22 protein-coding genes and 1 pseudogene are annotated in these 17,862 nt (G+C 72.6%); 6 read left to right on the top strand and 17 right to left on the bottom strand.

Going from position 1 to position 17,862, the window contains the following annotated elements; all coding sequences use genetic code 11:
* Window positions 1-408 precede the first annotated feature (408 nt).
* Both OG946_RS01275 and OG946_RS01280 read right to left on the bottom strand, forming a co-directional pair.
* Window positions 409-1,188: an LLM class flavin-dependent oxidoreductase gene (locus tag OG946_RS01275; protein ID WP_326794295.1), complete on the bottom strand. Its 780-nt coding sequence runs from the start codon at window positions 1,186-1,188 to the stop codon at window positions 409-411.
* Between the two features lie 31 nt (window positions 1,189-1,219).
* Window positions 1,220-2,647 carry an MFS transporter gene (locus OG946_RS01280; RefSeq protein WP_326794296.1) on the bottom strand — a complete coding sequence of 476 codons (1,428 nt, stop codon included), beginning with the start codon at window positions 2,645-2,647 and terminating at the stop codon, window positions 1,220-1,222.
* 78 nt (window positions 2,648-2,725) lie between these two features.
* On the opposite strand from OG946_RS01280, the gene OG946_RS01285 reads away from it, so the two are divergent.
* Both OG946_RS01285 and OG946_RS01290 read left to right on the top strand, forming a co-directional pair.
* Window positions 2,726-3,196: a MarR family winged helix-turn-helix transcriptional regulator gene (locus OG946_RS01285; RefSeq protein WP_326794297.1), complete on the top strand. Its 471-nt coding sequence runs from the start codon at window positions 2,726-2,728 to the stop codon at window positions 3,194-3,196.
* 87 nt (window positions 3,197-3,283) lie between these two features.
* Entirely contained in the window at window positions 3,284-3,511 is a 228-nt protein-coding gene (locus OG946_RS01290) for a pirin-like C-terminal cupin domain-containing protein (RefSeq protein WP_326794298.1), read from the top strand.
* Between the two features lie 34 nt (window positions 3,512-3,545).
* On the opposite strand, the gene OG946_RS01295 is transcribed toward OG946_RS01290, so the two are convergent.
* Window positions 3,546-3,908, bottom strand: coding sequence for a hypothetical protein (locus tag OG946_RS01295; protein ID WP_326794299.1), 363 nt, complete (start codon window positions 3,906-3,908; stop codon window positions 3,546-3,548).
* 574 nt (window positions 3,909-4,482) lie between these two features.
* Between OG946_RS01295 and OG946_RS01300 the strand changes: the two genes are divergently transcribed.
* A complete protein-coding gene (locus OG946_RS01300; protein WP_326794300.1) occupies window positions 4,483-4,608 on the top strand; it encodes a hypothetical protein in 126 nt (41 codons plus the stop codon).
* Window positions 4,609-4,671: 63 nt separating this feature from the next.
* Here the strand turns inward: OG946_RS01300 and OG946_RS01305 are convergent, their stop codons facing one another.
* Both OG946_RS01305 and OG946_RS01310 read right to left on the bottom strand, forming a co-directional pair.
* Window positions 4,672-4,911, bottom strand: coding sequence for a hypothetical protein (locus OG946_RS01305; protein WP_326794301.1), 240 nt, complete (start codon window positions 4,909-4,911; stop codon window positions 4,672-4,674).
* Window positions 4,912-5,061: 150 nt separating this feature from the next.
* Complete coding sequence (locus tag OG946_RS01310; RefSeq protein ID WP_326794302.1) at window positions 5,062-5,340, bottom strand: hypothetical protein; 279 nt, start codon at window positions 5,338-5,340, stop codon at window positions 5,062-5,064.
* 238 nt (window positions 5,341-5,578) lie between these two features.
* On the opposite strand from OG946_RS01310, the gene OG946_RS01315 reads away from it, so the two are divergent.
* The gene (locus OG946_RS01315) at window positions 5,579-7,396 is read left to right on the top strand and encodes an alkyl/aryl-sulfatase (protein WP_326794303.1); all 1,818 of its coding nucleotides are present in this window, start codon (window positions 5,579-5,581) and stop codon (window positions 7,394-7,396) included.
* Window positions 7,397-7,408: 12 nt separating this feature from the next.
* Here the strand turns inward: OG946_RS01315 and OG946_RS01320 are convergent, their stop codons facing one another.
* Both OG946_RS01320 and OG946_RS01325 read right to left on the bottom strand, forming a co-directional pair.
* Window positions 7,409-7,720 carry a hypothetical protein gene (locus OG946_RS01320; RefSeq protein WP_326794304.1) on the bottom strand — a complete coding sequence of 104 codons (312 nt, stop codon included), beginning with the start codon at window positions 7,718-7,720 and terminating at the stop codon, window positions 7,409-7,411.
* 77 nt (window positions 7,721-7,797) lie between these two features.
* Window positions 7,798-8,073: a hypothetical protein gene (locus tag OG946_RS01325; protein WP_326794305.1), complete on the bottom strand. Its 276-nt coding sequence runs from the start codon at window positions 8,071-8,073 to the stop codon at window positions 7,798-7,800.
* Between the two features lie 91 nt (window positions 8,074-8,164).
* Between OG946_RS01325 and OG946_RS01330 the strand changes: the two genes are divergently transcribed.
* Complete coding sequence (locus tag OG946_RS01330; RefSeq protein WP_326794306.1) at window positions 8,165-8,551, top strand: VOC family protein; 387 nt, start codon at window positions 8,165-8,167, stop codon at window positions 8,549-8,551.
* Between the two features lie 24 nt (window positions 8,552-8,575).
* On the opposite strand, the gene OG946_RS01335 is transcribed toward OG946_RS01330, so the two are convergent.
* Window positions 8,576-8,959, bottom strand: a complete 384-nt coding sequence (locus tag OG946_RS01335) for a winged helix-turn-helix transcriptional regulator (protein WP_326794307.1) — start codon at window positions 8,957-8,959, stop codon at window positions 8,576-8,578.
* A 100-nt stretch (window positions 8,960-9,059) separates the two neighbouring features.
* Here OG946_RS01335 and OG946_RS01340 point away from each other — a divergent pair, with 100 nt between their 5' ends.
* Window positions 9,060-9,461, top strand: a complete 402-nt coding sequence (locus OG946_RS01340) for a Rid family hydrolase (protein ID WP_326794308.1) — start codon at window positions 9,060-9,062, stop codon at window positions 9,459-9,461.
* 10 nt (window positions 9,462-9,471) lie between these two features.
* On the opposite strand, the gene OG946_RS01345 is transcribed toward OG946_RS01340, so the two are convergent.
* The 9 genes and pseudogenes from OG946_RS01345 to OG946_RS01385 all read right to left on the bottom strand — a co-directional run bounded on the left by OG946_RS01345 (window position 9,472) and on the right by OG946_RS01385 (window position 17,857).
* Window positions 9,472-9,927: a (2Fe-2S)-binding protein gene (locus OG946_RS01345; protein WP_326794309.1), complete on the bottom strand. Its 456-nt coding sequence runs from the start codon at window positions 9,925-9,927 to the stop codon at window positions 9,472-9,474.
* Window positions 9,816-10,796, bottom strand: a pseudogene (locus OG946_RS01350) (molybdopterin cofactor-binding domain-containing protein); the annotation flags it as partial. The pseudogene OG946_RS01350 and the gene OG946_RS01345, both read right to left, overlap by 112 nt.
* Window positions 10,797-11,081: 285 nt before the next feature.
* Window positions 11,082-11,939: an indole-3-glycerol-phosphate synthase gene (locus tag OG946_RS01355; RefSeq protein ID WP_326794310.1), complete on the bottom strand. Its 858-nt coding sequence runs from the start codon at window positions 11,937-11,939 to the stop codon at window positions 11,082-11,084.
* The gene (locus tag OG946_RS01360; protein ID WP_326794311.1) at window positions 11,923-12,081 is read right to left on the bottom strand and encodes a hypothetical protein; all 159 of its coding nucleotides are present in this window, start codon (window positions 12,079-12,081) and stop codon (window positions 11,923-11,925) included. The genes OG946_RS01355 and OG946_RS01360 overlap by 17 nt, the downstream gene beginning before the upstream one ends.
* A gap of 6 nt (window positions 12,082-12,087) precedes the next feature.
* Window positions 12,088-12,777 carry a transglutaminase-like domain-containing protein gene (locus OG946_RS01365; protein WP_326794312.1) on the bottom strand — a complete coding sequence of 230 codons (690 nt, stop codon included), beginning with the start codon at window positions 12,775-12,777 and terminating at the stop codon, window positions 12,088-12,090.
* Window positions 12,778-12,792: 15 nt separating this feature from the next.
* Complete coding sequence (locus tag OG946_RS01370; RefSeq protein ID WP_326794313.1) at window positions 12,793-13,908, bottom strand: acyl-CoA dehydrogenase family protein; 1,116 nt, start codon at window positions 13,906-13,908, stop codon at window positions 12,793-12,795.
* Window positions 13,909-14,031: 123 nt separating this feature from the next.
* Window positions 14,032-15,099 (bottom strand): hypothetical protein, encoded by a 1,068-nt coding sequence (locus tag OG946_RS01375; RefSeq protein ID WP_326794314.1) that lies wholly within the window; start codon window positions 15,097-15,099, stop codon window positions 14,032-14,034.
* A gap of 138 nt (window positions 15,100-15,237) precedes the next feature.
* On the bottom strand, window positions 15,238-16,710 hold the full coding sequence (locus OG946_RS01380) for an AMP-binding protein (RefSeq protein WP_326794315.1): 1,473 nt from the start codon (window positions 16,708-16,710) through the stop codon (window positions 15,238-15,240).
* A 250-nt stretch (window positions 16,711-16,960) separates the two neighbouring features.
* Window positions 16,961-17,857, bottom strand: coding sequence for a DUF3152 domain-containing protein (locus OG946_RS01385; RefSeq protein ID WP_326794316.1), 897 nt, complete (start codon window positions 17,855-17,857; stop codon window positions 16,961-16,963).
* Window positions 17,858-17,862 lie beyond the last annotated feature (5 nt).

Consider the following 17,862-nt stretch of genomic DNA (forward strand, 5'->3'; position numbering starts at 1 on the left):
TCGCCGTGGTGGTCGCGGGCGATGAACGCCGAGGTCCACGGGGGCGCGGGCTTTCACCGCGGTCGGGGTGGGGCGGCGGGAGAATGGCGCGGTGAGCGGTTCATGCATCAAGCCTCATGTGACGTGTCTGCACGGCAGCGGGCGGGAGTTGGGCCACGCGGTGGTGGAACGGGCGGTGGAGCGGGCCGCCGGGGTGTCGGACACGGCGCCGCTGCCGGTCGGGCCGCCCGTACACGTGCTGGTGGTGCACACCGGGCGGTCGGCGAACCGTTGCTGGGGCTGGAACCGGTGTGTCGAAGATCGTCTGTCAGCGGGCGACCTCGGTGTTGGTCAGCACGAGCAGGGCCCGCAGCAGCGTAGTCGCGTGGCGGGCGGACAGCCGTTGTTTGGTGAGGATGCGCCAGTTCTTCAGGTGCGCAGAGGCGTGCTCGCACGCCGCCCGCTCCGCGGCAATGAGCTTGTTCGCTTCCTTCTTCGCACGGGTGAGCGGCTTGGTGCGGGCGGCCGGCAGGCCACAGACCTCCAGCACCCGGCGGCGCACCGTGGTGTGGGAGACCCCCGTTGCCCCCGGCCTGGCGCGATGAGTTCCCGCTCCTCGTACGCCAGATGCGCCAGCAGTGCCTCGTCGAGCCGGTCCACCGCGTCCTGCAGGCCGCCGCCCGCTCCGGCGTCCGCCGCGGTGGCCAGCGCGACCAGCTCCCGGTCGATCCGATCGGTTCTCGGCGCGGAGGCGGTCGTGGGCCGTGACGAGGTCCGCGCCGGGCGGTGGCCAGAGCGGTCGCCCGGGACCCCGGGGCCGGGCGGCGACCACAGGGCGCGGATGACGTCGATGGCCTCGCGGGTGGCGGCGACCGCCTCGCCGGGTGTGCGCCGGGGCCCGCCCTCGGCGGCGATCTCCTCCCAGTACGCGCCTGCGCCCAGGCCGAGTTCGACGCGCCCGCCGCTGAGCAGGTCCAGGCTGGCGGCCGTGCGGGCCAGGGCGGCGGGGGGGGGCAGGGGCAGGTTCGCGACGTTGGGGAAGACCCGGACGCTGGTGGTGGCCGCGGCGACGACGGCGAGGACCGCCCAGGCGTCCAGGAGGCCGGGCCGGAAGGGGTGGTCCGGCACGCTCACCAGGTCGAGGCCGGCCCGCTCGGCGACGCGCGCCGTGGCGACGGCGACCTGCGGGCGTGCGGCGGCGGGCAGCACGATGGCGCCGAAGAGCAGGTCGTGTCCTTAGTCAGGCACCGGCTCGCTCCCCGTCCTCGGCGCGACGCTCGCGGCGGCCCGGCCCGGCGAGGGCGGCGAGCGCGGCGACGCCGAGGGCGATGGCGGACATGACGAACGCCGTCGTGTAGCCGGACTCGGCGGGCAGGCCGGCGCCTGGGGCGGTGTCGGAGGCGACGATCGAGGCGGAGAGCTGGGCGCCGAGCGAGCCGCCGATGGTCCGCGCGATCGTGTTGATGCCGGTGGCCTCGCCGGTCTGGCGCGGGTCGACCGCACCGACCACCAGGTTCGCCAGGGCCGCGAAGGCGAGGCCGACGCCGACGCCGAGCACAGCGGAGCCGGCGTACAGGGCCCACTCGCTCTCGTGCGCCCCGGCGTACACGGCGAAGCCCGCCACGCCGACCAAGCAGGCCAGGACGAGCGGCGTCCTGAAGCCGACGGCCGCGCCGACGCGCCCGGCGAGCGGGCTGGCGATCAGCATGGTGGCGGCCATGGGCACCATGAAGAGGCCGGACTCGGTGACCGAGGCGCCGAACCCGTAGCCCGCGGCTGGGGGCGTCTGCGCCAGCAGCGGCACCAGCGTGAACGCCCCGTACATGCCGAAGCCGATGATCAGCGCGGCCACGTGCGACGTCGCCACGGCCGGCCGGCACAGCAGGCCGATGTCGATCAGCGGCGCCGCCAGCCGCCGCTCCACGGCCACGAACGCCGCGAGCAGCGCCGCGCCGGCCGCGAAGAGCCCGACCACGCCCGGGGACCCCCAGCCCCAGGACCTCCCCTGGCTGATGGGGATCAGCAACGCCACCACACCAGCGCTGAGGAGCGCGACGCCGACCCAGTCGACCGAGCCGGGCGAGCGGCTCGGGGACTCCTCGATGAAGGCGGCGACGGCGACGATGCCGAGGACGATGACGATCAGCCCGGACCAGAAGATCCACTCCCAGCCGAGCGCGTCGACGATCGGCCCAGGGATGACGAGCCCGACGCCGAAGCCGATGCCGAAGGTCGAGCTGATCAGCCCGATGGCCACGGGCACGCGCTCGCGCGGGAAGCGCTCGCGCACGATGCCGAAGGCGAGGGGGAAAGCGGCCGAGCCCACGCCCTGGACGGCGCGGGCGGCGATGAGCATGCCGATGGAGGTCGACAGGGCCGCGAGCAGGGTGCCGGTGGCGAAGACGGTGAGGCTGGCGAGCAGCACCCGGCGTTTGCCGAACATGTCGCCGACCCGGCCGAGGAGCGCGGTGGCCACCGAGGCGGTCAGCAGGAAGGCGCTGAGCACCCATGAGCTGGCGGTGGTGCCGGCGTCGAAGGTCCGCTGGAGGTCGGGCAGGGCGGGCACGACCATCGTCTGCATCAGAGAGAAGGCGAGCACGGCGATCAGGAGGGCGGCGAAGGCCGGGCCGGTGCGGTAGGGCGTTGTTCGCGGTTGTGTCGATGTCACTGTCAGATTCGATGCCACTGCGACATCGTTACACAATGACATTCTTACATCCAGCCTCCATTTGGCTAGGCTGGCCCCATGGACGACGCCGACGCATCACCGGGCCCGAACCGGCCGCCGAGCCTGCTCGCCCTGCCGACGTACCTGGCGAGCCACGTCGCGCGGATCGGTCACGACGTGCTGATCGCCGCCGTCGGCGAGCACGGGCTTCGACTGCCCCACTTCGCCACGCTCACGGCGCTGGCCGACTTCGGCCCGCTGCCGCAGCACGTGCTCGCCGACCGCCTGGGGTTCAACCGCAGCCACCTCGTCGGGTATCTCGACGCCGTCGAGGAGCGCGGCCTGGTCCACCGCACCCGCGACCCGGGCGACCGCCGCCGCCAGCTCGTCGCGCTCACCGAGGAGGGCGAGCGGCTGCACGCGGAGCTGCGGCGGGTCGCGGAGCGCGCCCAGGAGGAGTTCCTGTGCGACCTCACCGCTCCCGAACGCGAGACCCTGACCGCTCTGCTGCGCCGCGTCCTCGTCGCCCACGACCGGCGGCTACGCTGACGCGAGAGACCAGAGGCCGGGTCCGGCGTCGCGCACTCGGAGTACTCCACGCCCGGCACCACGGTGCCGCACGGCTCCCAGCTGCGGGTGGCGCTGCCGGACGCGCACCGGTTCACCGACCCGGCGTTCGAGCACGGGATGCTCGTGGGCACCGGCCGCGTCACCGTCGGCGACGCGACGACGGCAGGATCGGGCGAACTGGTCTGCCAACTCCTCGGCGCGGGCAGGCTCGGCCTCGCCGCCTCGGCCGAGGGGAACGCCCGGGTGCTACTGCTGGGCGGCGAGCCGCTGGCCGAGCGGATCGTGATGTGGTGAACTTCCTCGGCCGCGATCACGACGAGATCGCCGCCTACCGCGGTGGCAGGACGAGCGCGCCGGGAACGCGCCCGTTGCCCGGCGGTTCGGGGCCTCTCCGGCCGATGATGATCCGTCGCGATTGCTGGCAGGGATGCTGGACAAAATCGCGGCTCGGCGGGCCGAGTTGGAGCGCGGCAAGCTCAGTCGTCTTACGCAGCGCGGCTTGCTGCGCAGGACGGGTAACGGCCGATTCACCGCCACCCCGGTCATCTCCAACTTCAAGGCCGCCCGCACCAAGCCGCTCACCCGTGCGAAGCAGGAAGCGAACAAGCTCATCGCCGCCGAGCGGGCGGCGTGCGAGCACGCCTTCGCGCACCTGAAGAAGTGGCGCATCCTCACCAAAGGTTCGTTCCACGGGTGCGCTGATCGTTCAAGAACTGCGCCCCGCGCCGCGGCCAGGGTGGTGGCGTGGCCCGGAGCACCGGGCCACGCCACCCGGGCGACACCGCAGGAGACCGTCATGGCCTACCCCTCGGACTACACGCTCAGCGCCAAGGCCGCTTTCGTCGGCGGCGCATCGCGCGATCTCGGCACCCTGATCAGCGCGACCCTGGGCGCCGAGGGCGACCTGGTCGCCGTCCATTACAACAGCGGCTCCTCCCGCGCCAAGGCCGAGGACGTGGTCCCAGGCCGGCCTGACCAGGCCCGCGGAGGTCGACATCGCCGAGGAGGAGTACGACCGGATGTTCGCGGTCAACTCCAAGGCGGCGCTCTTCTGATCGGCGAGGCGGCGCGGCGCATCGAGGACGGCGGGAAGAGCATCAAGGTGGCCCACCTACCTGCTCGCCACGTACACCGGTCTGTACTCCGCCTACGCCGGCGCGTTCTTCACCGTGCTCACCGACGACGCCACGAGGTCCGACGACGGCACCGGCCACGGCCTCGCGCCCTGAGATCTTCTCGGCGGAGCGCCGCATGGAATCGAAACCGTGTCCGCCGACGGCCGCTCTCTGGTCGCCACGTACACGAACACCACGTGGGGCAGCATGCACACCCGCTGGGCCTTCACCGTCACGGACGGCAAGATCGGCCATTTCGAGACCGGTCAGGCATGATCCGCGCTGCGGACGCGGGCGGGTGACGCCGGGGCGGAGCCGACTGTCGGGCGTCTCCCCGCACTACGTGCCGTCGGTCGTCCAGTTGAACGGGGGGACGTGCGGGGTTCCGGCGAATTCCCCGTAGGTGAGGTTCATGATGGCGTCGGCCTGCTCGCGCAGCGTCGGCGCTGCTGCGGGAGCGGAGTCGGTGGTGCCGGCGGCCTGGGCCGTTGTGGCGCCGAGGGTGGCCGCTGTCAGGAGGGCCAGGGAGGCGGCCGCCGTCGACAGCTTCGCGCGCAGGATGCGGCTGATCTTGTTCATGCCGGGAGGCTGCGCGCCGGTGGCACGATCACGCGGGCCGGGGTACGGATCCGCCCGTACGGACCCTGCGGACCGCCCGGTTGGCCGAAGCGGGGCCCGCCCGGCGCGGAGGGCTTGTTCGCCTCCGCGCCGGGCAGGCGCCGGTTTCGGTCAGGGAGCGTCGAGGGACTCCTCGATGCCCTTCATCTCCTCGTCTTGGACCTCCTGCACCAGACGCTGGCCGGTCTTGTCACTGATGCCCTCGCAGGCTTCAGGCTTGTCTTCGAGGGCGCCCTCCTTGCCGGCCGCGGCATCCTTGAACCCCTTGCTGATGGCCTCCTTGCAGGCTGCCTCATCCGGCTCGCTGTCGCTACCGCAACCGGCCACGGCGAAGGTCAGTGCCGCCGCAGCCGCAACAAGAGCGGATACACGGGCAGTGCGCTTGTGCATGATTCCCCTAGCAAATACGTGTTCGGACCGGTGAATCCTGTCCGACCGCGGCGGCCCGTGTCTGCCGGTGTGACTGTTTGGTGACCTGACCGGGACACGATCACAAGGATTCGGATCGTCAGGTTCGAAGAGGTGGCGGTTCTACGCGTGTCACTCGAACGGCCCGGCCCGGAGAGTCCGGCCTACGTGCCTGGCAGAGGCTGGTATCACGGCATTTACCCCCCGTGGGAGGACCTGTATGGCCACGCCCGATCCCAGCGACCGCGCCGACTTCGAGGCCGCTGACCGCGGCTTCCTCGCCGGCCCCGTCGAGCGGCGGGTCACGGCCGCGGACGGGCGGGTGGTGTGGGACTTCGACGACACCGCCTTCCTCGGTTCTCTTCCCGATGGCAACCATCCCGACACCGTCGACCCCAGCCTGTGGCGGCAGGCGAAGCTCTGTGCGCGTGCCGGGCTGTACGAGGTGGCCGAGGGCGTGCTGCAGGTACGCGGGTACGACCTGTCGAACATGACCCTGATCGAGGGCGACCAAGGGGTCGTCGTCGTGGATCCGCTGATCTCGCGGGAGACCGCCGCCGCCGCGCTGGCCCTGTACCGCGCGCAGCGTGGCGACCGGCCCGTCACCGGTGTGGTGATCACGCACTCGCACCTCGACCACTTCGGCGGCATCCTCGGGGTCCTCGACCCGGACGCGGACGTGCCGGCCATCGCCCCGGCCGGGTATCTGGAGCACGCCGTGGCGGAGAACGTGTACGCCGGTACCGCGATGCTGCGCCGCGGCTTCTACTACGGCGGCATGAATCTGGACCGCGGCCCCGCCGGGCTGGTCGGCATGGGGCTGGGCTTCACCGCCTCCACCGGTACGCCCGCGCTGCTGCCCGCGACGATCGACGTCACCCACACCGGGCAGACGGAGACCGTCGACGGGGTGCGGTTCGTCTTCCAGATGACGCCCGGCACCGAGGCGCCGTCGGAGATGAACTTCCTGCTGCCCGACCACCGCGCGCTGTGCATGGCCGAGAACGCCACCCACAACCTGCACAACATCCTGACCCTGCGCGGTGCCCTCGTCCGGGACGCCCGGGTGTGGGCCCGTTATCTGGACGAGGCGCTGCGGCTCTTCGCGGCCGGCGCCGACGTGCTGTTCGCCTCCCACCACTGGCCGACCTGGGGGCAGCAGGCGATGCGCGACTTCCTCACCGAGCAGCGGGACCTGTACGCGTATCTCCACGACCAGACCCTGCGGCTGGCCAACCAGGGCTACACCGGCGCCGAGATCGCCGAGATCATCGAGATGCCGCCGTCGCTCGCCGCCGCCTGGCACACGCACGGCTACTACGGCACCGTCAGCCACAACGTCAAGGCCATCTACCAGCGCTATCTCGGCTGGTACGACGGCCACCCCGCCTCGCTGTGGGAGCACCCGCCGGCCGAGACCGCCAAGCGCTACGCCGAGTGCATGGGCGGCGTCGACGCCCTGGTGGCCAAGGCCGGCGCGTACGCCGAGGACGGCGATCTGCGCTTCGCCGCGCAGCTCCTCAAGCACGCGGTCTTCGCCGACCCCGACCACACCGGCGCCAAGAACACGCTCGCCGATGTCTTCGAACGGCTCGGCCACGGCGCCGAGTGCGCGACCTGGCGCAACTGCTATCTCGTCGGCGCCCGCGAGCTGCGCGAAGGCGTCAGCCGGACCGATATCGCCGCGAGCAGCATGATGGCCGCGCTCAGCGTGGAGCAGCTCCTCGACTCCGTCGCCATCGTCGTCGACGGCCCCCGGGCGTGGGATCTCCGCCTCACCCTGGACTGGCACGTCACCGACCTCGGCGAGCACCACCGCGCCACGCTCTCGCACGGCGCCCTCACCCATCACCACCTCGACGGCCATCCCGCGGAGCCGGCCGACGTGTCGCTGACGCTGACGAAGGCCCAGTTGCTCGCGTTGCTGGCGGGGGAGGATCCGGAGGACATCGAGCACACGGGCGACCTCGGCGTACTGCGCACCCTGCTGTCCGTCCTCGACAAGCCCGACCCGGACTTCGCCGTCGTCACCCCCTGAGGTCGCGCGGGATCAGCCCGCGGGCGGCGGGCCCCAGCCGCCGTGCGGCTGCTGCGGGGGCGGCGGGGCACCGTAGGGCTGCTGGGCCGGGTACGACGGGGGCTGCTGCGCGGCGTGCTGAGTCGAGCCGCCGGGGCCGCGGTCCAGTACGCCGCAGGCCACCGCGCCGATCATGAGGCCGATGCCCAGGTACGAGCTGGACTCGCGGATCTGCTGGAACTCGATGCTCTCCACGTCAGAGCGCTCGGCGATCATCGGCATCGCGAATCCCTGCACGAGGAAGTACAGGCCGCAGACGAACAGCAGCCATCCGAAGATTTTCATACGCGGCACCCTACGTCGGGCATGCGCGTTACCAGGCCGGATTCCGCTTCCCGAAGTCCGCGCGGCCACACGGGCGTTCAGGCTATGTCGCCCGCCCAGACCCAGCGTCCCGGAGAGCCGGGCGCGGGGGCGTACGTGGCGCGGCCGCCGGCGCCGAAGCGGCCCAGCTCGGTGGGCAGGGCCGCGCCCGCGGCGGTCTCCGCCGCGGTCCAGCCGGTGATGTCGAGCAGCAGCCCGTCCAGGGGACCGCCGACCAGCTCCGCGTACTCCCGGCCCGGCCGCGGCCCCGGGTGCGGATCGTCGTGTTCCGTGCCGTACACCCGGCCTCGCAGCAGCTCCTCGTCCCTGTCCATGACCCCAGCCTCTCAGCCGCCACTGACAGTCCGCCACGGCAGGACCACCCGGGGCCGCGCGGTGCCGGGGAGCGGCCCGTATGCTGCCTGCATGGCATGCCGAATCACCGAACTCGTCATCGACACCGCCGATCCCGAGCGGCTCGCCGCGTTCTGGAGCGAGGTCCTCGGTTACGTCGAGCTCGGCCGGGAGGACGACGGCACCATCGAGATCGGGCCGCCCGACGCCGGTTTCGGCGGCCTCCAGCCCACGCTCGTGCTGAGCGCGAGCAGCGAGCCGCGCAAGGGGAAGCTGCCCCTGCACATCGACGTCAACGCCACCGACCGCGACCAGGATGCGGAGCTGGAGCGGCTGCTGGCGCTCGGGGCCAGGCACGTCGACATCGGCCAGACGGGCGAGGAGAGCTGGTACCCGCTCGCCGACCCCGAGGGCAACGAGTTCTGCCTGCTGCGTTCCCGGGTGCAGCCCGTGGGCTGACGCCCTCCGCGCCCGCTTCGGCCGTCAGGCGTCGAAGCGGCTGCGCGCGTCCTCGATGTGGCCCAGGTACTGCTGGGTCCACTCGCACATGGCGTCGACCGTGGCCCGCAGGGCGCGGCCCGGCTCGGTGAGGGTGTATTCGACCCGCGGCGGGACCGTGGGGTAGACCTTCCGGTCGACCAGGCCGTCCCGTTCCAGCGTGCGCAGGTTCTGGGTGAGCATCTTGTGGCTGACACCCTCGACCTCCTTGCGCAGCTCGCCGAAGCGCAGGGTGCGCTCGCCGAGCGCTTCGATGATCAGCAGCGCCCACTTGTTGGCCACGTCGGAGAAGATCTCCCGGGCCAGGGAGTCCGCGCGCCTGAGGTCCGCGTCCTCGGGCAGGCCCCTGAGTTCGTGCTTGGTCACCATCTGGTTCCTCGGTTACCGAAAAGTGCGTTCTTCCAGATCAGTGCTCACTCTCTTACAGTTTCCGAGTAACCGCAAGAGAGCACAGGGAAGGACCCTCACCATGGCCACCATCGACGCCTTCCACCACGGCGTGGCACCCGAGAACGACTTCGGCTACGCCCAGGCGATCAGGTCCGGCGAGCTGATCCACGTCTCCGGCCAAGTCGCTTTCGACGAGGCGGGCGAGTTCGCGCACGCGGACGACTGCGCCGCGCAGCTCACGCTGACGTACGCCAACCTCGACAAGGTCCTGGAGCACTACGGCGCCACCCGCAACCAGATCGTCTCGCAGACCGTGTACGGCGTGCGCCTCCAGCAGAACGCCGAGGCGATCTCGGCCGGCAACCTGGCGTACTACGGCGCCCACCGCCCCGTCAGCACCGTCGTCGGCGTAACCGAGCTGGCCTTCCCCGGGCAGCTCGTCGAGATAGCCGTCGTCGTGGACGCCCGGCTGCCCGCCTGACCGACCTGCGTCACATCTGTTCCGCACCCGCCCTGATGGCCTCGCGGATACGGACGTAGGTGCCGCAGCGGCAGATGTTGCGCAGGCCGTCGAGGTCGTCGTCGGTGATCTCGCGGCCCTCGGCGGCCACGCGGCGCACCAGGGCGACGGCGGCCATGATCTGTCCTGGCTGGCAGTAGCCGCACTGGACGACGTCGTGGTCGAGCCACGCCTGCTGCATGGGGTGCAGGTCCTCGTCGACGGTGTCCGCGAGGCCCTCGATGGTGGTGACCTCGTCGGTCGGGCGGAGGTCGCCGACGGGGACCGCGCAGGGGTTGACCGCCTTGCCGTTGAGGTGGCTGGTGCACGCCTTGGCCCCATCGGCGGCTCGGCCGCGGCGAGTTCGCGCAGCACGGTCTCGTCGGACTTGCCCTCGGCGGTGCCGGGCAGCCAGTCGACGCGCAGCGCGCGTACGGCGTCGATGCACTGGCCGAAGGTCTCGGCGCGTACGGCCACGCCGGTGTCGATCGGCACGACGTCGGTGACGCCCGGCATGGCGGTGACCTCGGCGAGGTTGGCGACGGCGCCGGGTTTGCCGTTGATGGTCGGCGGGCGGCAGACCATGGTGGGCTTCGCGCCGGGGACGTCGAGGTCCATCGCGAACTTCTTGCGGCCGGTGACCGCGTCCCGGGCGTCGATACGGTCGTGGGGCCGGCCGATGACGGTGAAGTCCTCGCGGGCGGTGAGCCGGACCTCGACGGGCTCGGAGCGGGTGGCGGCGGCCCTGGGGGCGAGGGCGCCGATGCCGACGGCGGCGCCGGAGCGGTCGTGGACGGCGCCGTCGCGCAGGGTCAGGCGCGCGACGGGGGCACCGAGTTCGGCCGCGGCGGCGGTGAGCAGCCGGTGGCGGGCGACGGCGGCGGCGACCCGGATGGGGGTGAAGGTGGCGATGGTGGTGTTGGAGGCGCCGGTGAGCTGGTTGAACAGCAGCTCGGGACGGGCCTCGGCCAGCGTGACCCGTACCCGCTCCAGCGGCACCGCCAGTTCCTCGGAGACGAGCATGGCGGTGGAAGTGGTGATGCCCTGTCCGACCTCGGCGCGGGGCAGGGCGAAGGAGACGGTGCCGTCGGCTTCGACCTCGACGGTGATGAGGCCGGAGGTGGGCAGCGCGGCGGCGGTCATGACGTCGTTGAGGTCGAGGAGTTCGGTGAGGTCCGGCGCGGCGGGGGCGGCGCGGGCCGCGGGGGCGGGCGCGAGTTGGGCGGCGGCCACCAGGGTGGGGGCGGCCAGCACGTAGCCGAGGAACCCTCTCCGGCCCGGTCCTTCGTACGCCCGTGCGCCGTTCGGTCCGGTCATCGTCCGGCTCCTTCCGCCCGGTTGCCCTGGGGTGCCGCCGCCGCGGGCTACGGGCCCGCGGAAGAGGAGTACCAGAACGTACCGGCCGGGGCGCCGCCCGGCACAGAAGAGATCCGGCCGCGCGCGGTCAGTCGCCGCCTGGTCGCCCGCTAAGGGCGCCCGTCGCGTCGTCGTGGACACGGTCCCTGCTGGTCGTCGGCGCGGCGGAGTTGGCGCCGGTGCGTGGTCGCGTTGAGGGCGCGTACATCCGGCTGATGATCGGCTACGACGCCGCCACTGCCGGTGTCAGGCCGCGGCGGCTCCCGTGCTCGGCGCGCTGCCTGCGGCGGCTGCCCGTCCCGTACGGGCGGCTGCCGCTGTCCGTGCGGAGGGCTCCGCCGCATGACGCCGCTGTCCGTCCGCGGCCGCCTGTTCTGCGCCGGGCAGCAGTGCGCGCAGGTCGCCGAACCAGGCGTCCAGATCCTCCGCACGCAGCAGCCCCGTGCCGATCAGCAGGCCGCGGAAGCCGGCCGCGAGCAGGCCGGCGGCCTCCTCGGGGGTGGCGATGCCGCTCGCGCTGACGGCCAGGCCAGCGCTGGCGGCCCGGACGCGCGGCAGCAGGTCGTGGCTGCGGCCCAGGTCGGGCTCGTCGCTCTCCCGGGTGCGGATGTCCGTGTTGTTCACCGCCACGACGCACGCCTCGGGCCGGGTGAGCGCGGACAGTTCGGCGCCGGAGGTGATCTCGACGAACGGTGTGACGCCGCGGGCCAGGCAGGCGTCGATCAGCACCGCCATGAGCCGGTGCGGCAGGATCGTGGCGGTGAGCAGCACGGCCGCCGCGCCGGCCTCGGCGGCCTGCGTGATCTGCTTCTCCTTGGTGAAGAAGTCCTTGACGAGGACCGGCAGCGAGGTCGCCTCGACCACCTCGTCCAGGAGCCGGGCCGTGCCGCCGAACCACGAGCCGGTGACGACGGACACCGCGGGCGCACCCAACTCCTCGTAGTGCCGTACCAGATCGCCGGCGGTACGGCCCTGCATCAGGTCCTCACCGCCCGCTCTTGACTGCTTGATCTCCATGATCACCGGCAGCTCGGCCACGGCCAGCGCGTCGCCGAAGCGCAGGTCCGTCGCGTTCACGGGGGTGATGTCAGCCGGAAAGGGCATGCTGTTCCTCCTGCTTGGCCTGTCGCCGCACCCGGTCCCGGGCGTGGCGGTTGACGCCGACGGGTGCCGGCGAGGGATGTCCCGCGGCGGCGTCGATGCCGCCGTGGTGTTCCGCGGTGATGCCGAACGCCTTGAACCACACGCGACTTCAGCCCTTCCGTGCGCCGGCGTCGGCGTGCAGCGAGCCGGTGACAAGCCGGGTGCTCGTGGGGTCCGCGAAGATGCCGGGGTGCGCGGCGCGCATGCCGTCGAGAACCCGCTCGTACGGCAGGTCGTCGAACTCGCCGTGCTCGCGGACGACTTCCAGGTGGCGGGCGCCGTGGTCGTCGTACGGGTGGTGGACACTGTCGGCTCGGCCGTCGAAGTCGAGGGGGCGCATGCCGTACAGGCGGCACAGCAGCCGGTTGAAGACGGGGGTCGCGCGCACCCATCCGCCGTCGAGGTGGACGGTGGTGAAGGTGTGGTAGCGGAAGGCGTCCCCGCCGACGAGCTTGCGCAGCGCGGGGGAGAACAGGTGGTTGCGCACGTCGGTGAGCACGAGCCGCGCGGGGATGCCGACGGCGCGCAGGGCGGCGGCGTAGAGCACCGACTTGTGGATGCACACGCCCTTGCCGGTACGGGCCACCTGCCCGGCGGTGACGCCGGTGCGGGACAGGTCCGCGCCGTAGACCTCGTAGTCGATGCCGTCGCGCACCGCGTAGTAGAGGCGTACGGCCGCGTCCCTGCTGTCGAGCCCGTCCCGTGGGAGCGCGCGGCGGACGAAGTCGCGGACGTCGGGGTCGTCGGAGTTCAGGAACTCGGTGGGGGCGAGGGTGCTTTCCAGGTCTGTGGTCGTCATCGGTGTTCTCCCGCGTCAGGCGGCGCGCCCCAGGCCGAGCGTCGCGGCTATCCGGCTGTACTGGGTCTCCGTGGTGCCGGAGTGGATGGTGACGGCGAGGGCGCCGCGCAGCTCCTGTTCGAGGCCGTACTCGGCCAGGGCGGAGTCGAGGGCCGCGCGGCCGGCGACGAACTGCGCGATCGCCAGGTCGGCGGTGACCTTGCGGCCCGCGGTGAACTTCTCGGCCGTGTCGTAGAGCCACTTCCTGGACGTCTCCAGGCCGATCTTCATGTCGACGATCCGGTGGGCGACGGCATGGAAGCCGCCGCTGGGCCGGCCGAAGGCGCTGCCCTCCCCCGCGTACTCGACGCAGCGGTCGAGGCGGCGGCGCATCTCGCCGGTGCTGACGATGAAGCAGCACAGGGTCTCCCACGTCAGCACGTGGTCCAGGACGAGGGATCCGGCGCCGACGCGGCCGAGGATGTGGGTCTTGGGCACCCGGCAGTCGTCGAGGAAGAGCGAGCACAGCGGCGGGGACTTCGGCCCCGTCCTCCCGGTGGGGCTGCCGAAGGTGAGGCCGGGCGTGTCGCGTTCCACGAGGAAGGCGGTGACGCCGAGGGGTCCGGCGGGGGGTTCGGTCTTGGCGTAGACGACGACGAGGTCGGCGACCGGCCCGTTGCCGACGAACGCCTTGGAACCGCTGAGGCGGTAGCAGTCGCCGTCGGCGGTCGCGGTCGTCCGCATGCCGAGGGCGTCGGAGCCGCTGTCGGGTTCGGTGACGGCGTGGGCGCCGATCGCGGTGCCGGCGCTGATCCGCGGCAGGTACGTGTCCTTGAGCGCGGTGGAGCCGAAGCGCTGGAGGGCGATGCCGGTGCTCACCATGTGTGTGGTGATGGCGAAGTTCACTGCGCTGTCGGGGCAGCCGCGGCCAAGTTCCTCCAGTACGTACATGGTGGTGAGGAGGGACTGGCCGAGGCCGCCCCACTTCTCGTCGAAGGGCAGGCGCAGGAGCCCGGACTCCATGACGGCGAGCCAGGGTTCGCGTGGAAAGGCCGCTTCCCTGTCGTAGCGCGAGAAGTCCTCGCCGAACTTCCCGAACCACTGGCCGATCCCCTCTCTCAGCCTCTCGTCGTCCTTCGACCACGCGATCACTGCCGGCTCCTTTACTCGGATTGCTTGCGGCGGTCAGCAGCAGGAGAGGGTCCTGCACCGTCGCGGGGGATGCGTCCCGTCGCCCTTCGGCGCGGGGCCGAAGGCGCAGAAGTCAGAGAGGGCTTAGGCGCGGACACCGGCCACCTGCCTTGCCGACTCCGTCCCGCGGCGGGCGCGCAGCCGCTCGACGAGCCGTACGGCGGCGCCGTCCCGCAGGGCGTCCTCGGCGGCGTGGAACGCCTCGGCCAGGCTCTGGTCCGCGCCCGCGGCGAGGGCGGCGAGGGCGGCGACGGCGGCGTTGAGGCAGACGGTCTCCCGCGCGGCGGCCGGGCCCTCCCCGCGCAGCAGCGCGAGCAGGTGCGTCCCGGCCGGCTCGCCGGGGCCGGCAGGGCGCAGGTCGGCGAGGGTGCCGGGGTGCGGGTGGCCGCCGCCGGCGAAGCCGGGCGCGATCGTCGTCTCGGACCGGTTCGGGCCGGGGCGTACGGTGTTGGCGGCGAAGCTCAGCAGTTTGTCGGCGCCGAGGTCGTTGCGGGTGAGCCAGAGCGCGCGGTGCGGGCGGCTGTCGGCGATCCGGGCGGCGACGGCGTGGAGGCCGGGTTCGGTGACGCCCGTGACCTGGGCGGTGACGGGTATCGCGGCGAGGAACGGGCCGAGGCGGTGGACGGCGCCGCCGACCTGCTCCATCCCGTACGGGAGGATCGCGCGCTCCAGCGAGGTCAGCTCGACGGGGTGGACGAAGCCGCCGGCGAAGGCGATGCCGTGGGCGGCGAGCATGTCCTCGCACTCGGCGTAACTCGCGGCGGTGGCGATGCCGAGGCGCTCCAGGGTGTCGAGGGAGCCGGAGCGGCCGGTGCACCCGCACGAGCCGGTCTTGACGACGCGGATGCCCATGGCCGCCGCGAGCAGCGCGGCGGCGGTGGCGACGTCGAACGTGGCCGGGCCGCCCCCGGTGCCGACGGGGTTGACGGTGCCGGGCCAGGGGGCGGGGAGGGGGCCACGCCGGGCGTCGAGCGAGTCGAGCAGGGCGACGACGGAGTCCGCGTCCGGCAGCCGGGTGGAGAGGGAGGCCACGACGCCGACGGCCTCCCCGGGGCGGAGGGCCTTGTGGGCGGCCCGCTCCCACAGGTCGTGCCAGCTCGTCTCGTCCACCGGGCGGCGGGCGGCGAGGGCGGGCAGCACGTCGACGGGCACGGTCAGCCGGCCTTCACCGTCGGGGCGGCGGATGGGGCGAAGCCGTCGATCGACGCGGCGGTGCGGAAGCCGTCCGGGAGGACGTCCATGGCGTCGATGCGGGACATGCGTCGTTCCTTCCTCGTACGGGATCCGCGGTCAGAGGCTGTTCGCCACGGTGCGCCGGTCGATCTTCCCGGTGGCGGTGCGCGGCAGCGGCGCGTCGACGAACTCGATGCCGCTGGGGATGCCGGCGCGCGGCAGCTCCGCGGCGACGTGCTCACGCAGCCGCAGGCTGTTGAGCATCGACCCGGCGGTGCGGTGCACGACGGCGTGCAGCCGTCTGCCGGTCCGCTCGTCGGGCAGGGCGAAGACCACGGCGTCCGCCACCTCGGGGTGGGAGCGCAGCGCGCCTTCGACGGCGGCGGTATTGATGCAGATGCCGTGGATCTTGACGATGAAGTCGCTGCGGCCGTCGAGGGTGAGCACGCCGTCGGGATGGCGGGTCACGAGGTCCCCGGTGCGGTAGTACGGGCCGGGGGTCACGCCGTCGGGGTGACCGACGAACGACTTGGCGTGCTGCGCCGGGTCGAGGTAGCCGCTGGTCTGGAACGGGGAGGTGACGATCAGCTCGCCGTGCCCCGGTCCCTTGAGGACGGTGCCGTCGTCGGTGACGATGTCCGCGGCGACGCCTTCGACGGGGCGGCCGATCGGCACGGCGCCGTAGCGGCCGAGGTCGCCCTCGGGGTCCATCTCGTGGACGAAGGTGTCGTTGGTCTCCGTACAGCCGTAGACATTGTGCATACGCGCCCGGGGGAAGAGGCCGGGCAGCGCGGCGAGGCCGGCGGAGGACAGCGAATCGCCGGTCACGAGGACTTCCGCGACCGAGGCGAACTCGCCGCCGCCGGTGGGCCTTTCAGCCGCGGCGAGGAGCTGGAAGAGCATCGGCACGCCCTGGACCACGTGCACCGGGCACTGCCGCAGCAGCGTACGCAGGTGGCCGGGCTGGGCGACGCGGTCCTGCGCCACCAGGGCGACCTGGCCGCCGTGGGAGAGGGTGGTCCAGACGTCGAAGAGGCTGAGGTCGAAGTTGAGCGGCGCGTAGCTCAGTACGCACGTGCCGACGCGGATCCGGAACGTCGCGGCGGCCCACTCCACGAAGGCGCCGATCGCCGCTGCGGGCAGCGGCACCGCCCTCGGGAAGCCGGCGGACCCGGAGGTCGTGAGGATCAGCGCGTTGCCCTCGGGCACCCGGCTCTCGGCGGGCCTTCCGGCGACGGCCGGTCCCGCGGTGCCGGTGGTGAGGGCGCGCGGGTCGGGGAGCACGAGGGCGCCGGTTTCGGCGAGGAGTCCGTCCAGCGGCTTGCCCGTCACGTCGGCGGAGGGCACCAGCACCGGCCTGGCGGTGTGCATGCAGGCGAGGAGGACGGCGATGCTCTCGGGCGACTTCGCGGCGACGACGGCGACGGGGTTTCCCTCGGGGATGCGGAGCGCCGCGATGCTCTTCTCCGCGGTGCGGGCCATCGCCAGCAGGTCCCGGTACGACACCGGGCGGCCCTGCCAGAACAGTGCGGGGTTCTCCGGGTGCCGACGCGCGACCGTCGCTATTCGTTCCGCCAGCGGGAGAGCCATGCGGGGGTCCTCCACATTCCTGTTCGACGAGCGTTCCGCCGCACCCAGGATGGGAACAGATGGCGGCCCGCCGCATCTCGAACAACGCTGTCCGGACTGCCCGTCGAACGCCTTCGGCCGCCGTGCCGGGACCGCTGATCAGCCACGTTTCCGGGAGCCCGCCCGCGGCGGCCGGGAGTCAGGGGATTCGCGGGGCGCACGGGGTGGTGCTCCGAACGGGTTAGCGGGTCCCTCGCTTGCGGGGGCGGGGTCAGCCCCGGTCCGGGTACGGCCAGGGGTTCGTCTCGCACTGCGCGCCGTCGGTGGTGAGGGACAGCGTCTGCTGCATCATCACGGGCGCGCGGGCCCCGTCCCGTACGCAGTAGGCGTGCAGGTGCCCCAGCCGGTGGCCCACCTCGTGGTTGATGAGCATCTGGCGGTAGCCGAACATGTCGTCGCCGTAGGTCGTCGAGCCCTGGGCCCAGCGGAAGGCGTTGATGAGGACGCGCTCGGTCATGCCGGAGTCGCACGAGACGTTGTCGACGGTGGTGTCGAAGCCCGACATGGCGCACCACTCCCCCGTGGTGCCGGGGCTGGCAAGCGTGACGGCGAAGTCGGCGGGCCCGGTCGAGACGCGCTCGAAGGTCCGCCGCCCGCCCTCGCCCCAGCTCCGCGCGTCGTTGAGGGTTTCCTGTACGGCCCGCGCGAACATCCGGCCGTCCAGGGGTACGTCCTCCTCGACGTCGACGCGGTAGCGCACCACCCGCCCCGTGCCCGGGGCCGGATCGTGGCCGGGGACCGTCTCGAAGGTGCCGGGGCCGGCGAGCCCGGCGGGGACCGGGTACGTCTCGCTCATCCGGCGCCGGTACAACAGGTCGCTGAGAGCCGGCATGTCCGCCGAGCCGCGGGCGGCGAAGCCGGAGCTGTGCGGCAGCCCCGAGGCCGGCGCGCGGTACGGCACGCGGAAGCCCGACGTGCGCTGCTGCACCTGGAGGGGCGGGGGCTTGGCGTCGTCGACGACGGCCTGCGGCGCGTGGGAGTACAGGGCGTCGGGGACGAGGCTCGGGGGGAGCGCGAAGAGCCAGACCACCACCCCGGCGGCGCCGAGGAGCGCGAGCGCCACCGCACCCGCCGCGATACGCGTCGGCGTGCGCGTACGACCGGCCACCCCTG

It is taken from the genome of Streptomyces sp. NBC_01808 (assembly GCF_035917395.1).
Lineage (GTDB): Bacteria > Actinomycetota > Actinomycetes > Streptomycetales > Streptomycetaceae > Streptomyces.

Coding starts and splice junctions, on each gene's coding strand:
- OG946_RS01320 (WP_326794304.1), bottom strand. CDS start 7,720: ATGAAAATCTTCGGATGGCTGCTGTTCGTCTGCGGCCTGTACTTCCTC.
- OG946_RS01315 (WP_326794303.1), top strand. CDS start 5,579: ATGGCCACGCCCGATCCCAGCGACCGCGCCGACTTCGAGGCCGCTGAC.
- OG946_RS01380 (WP_326794315.1), bottom strand. CDS start 16,710: ATGGCTCTCCCGCTGGCGGAACGAATAGCGACGGTCGCGCGTCGGCAC.
- OG946_RS01340 (WP_326794308.1), top strand. CDS start 9,060: ATGGCCACCATCGACGCCTTCCACCACGGCGTGGCACCCGAGAACGAC.
- OG946_RS01310 (WP_326794302.1), bottom strand. CDS start 5,340: ATGCACAAGCGCACTGCCCGTGTATCCGCTCTTGTTGCGGCTGCGGCG.
- OG946_RS01330 (WP_326794306.1), top strand. CDS start 8,165: ATGGCATGCCGAATCACCGAACTCGTCATCGACACCGCCGATCCCGAG.
- OG946_RS01325 (WP_326794305.1), bottom strand. CDS start 8,073: ATGGACAGGGACGAGGAGCTGCTGCGAGGCCGGGTGTACGGCACGGAA.
- OG946_RS01285 (WP_326794297.1), top strand. CDS start 2,726: ATGGACGACGCCGACGCATCACCGGGCCCGAACCGGCCGCCGAGCCTG.
- OG946_RS01335 (WP_326794307.1), bottom strand. CDS start 8,959: ATGGTGACCAAGCACGAACTCAGGGGCCTGCCCGAGGACGCGGACCTC.
- OG946_RS01365 (WP_326794312.1), bottom strand. CDS start 12,777: ATGACGACCACAGACCTGGAAAGCACCCTCGCCCCCACCGAGTTCCTG.
- OG946_RS01355 (WP_326794310.1), bottom strand. CDS start 11,939: ATGCCCTTTCCGGCTGACATCACCCCCGTGAACGCGACGGACCTGCGC.
- OG946_RS01305 (WP_326794301.1), bottom strand. CDS start 4,911: ATGAACAAGATCAGCCGCATCCTGCGCGCGAAGCTGTCGACGGCGGCC.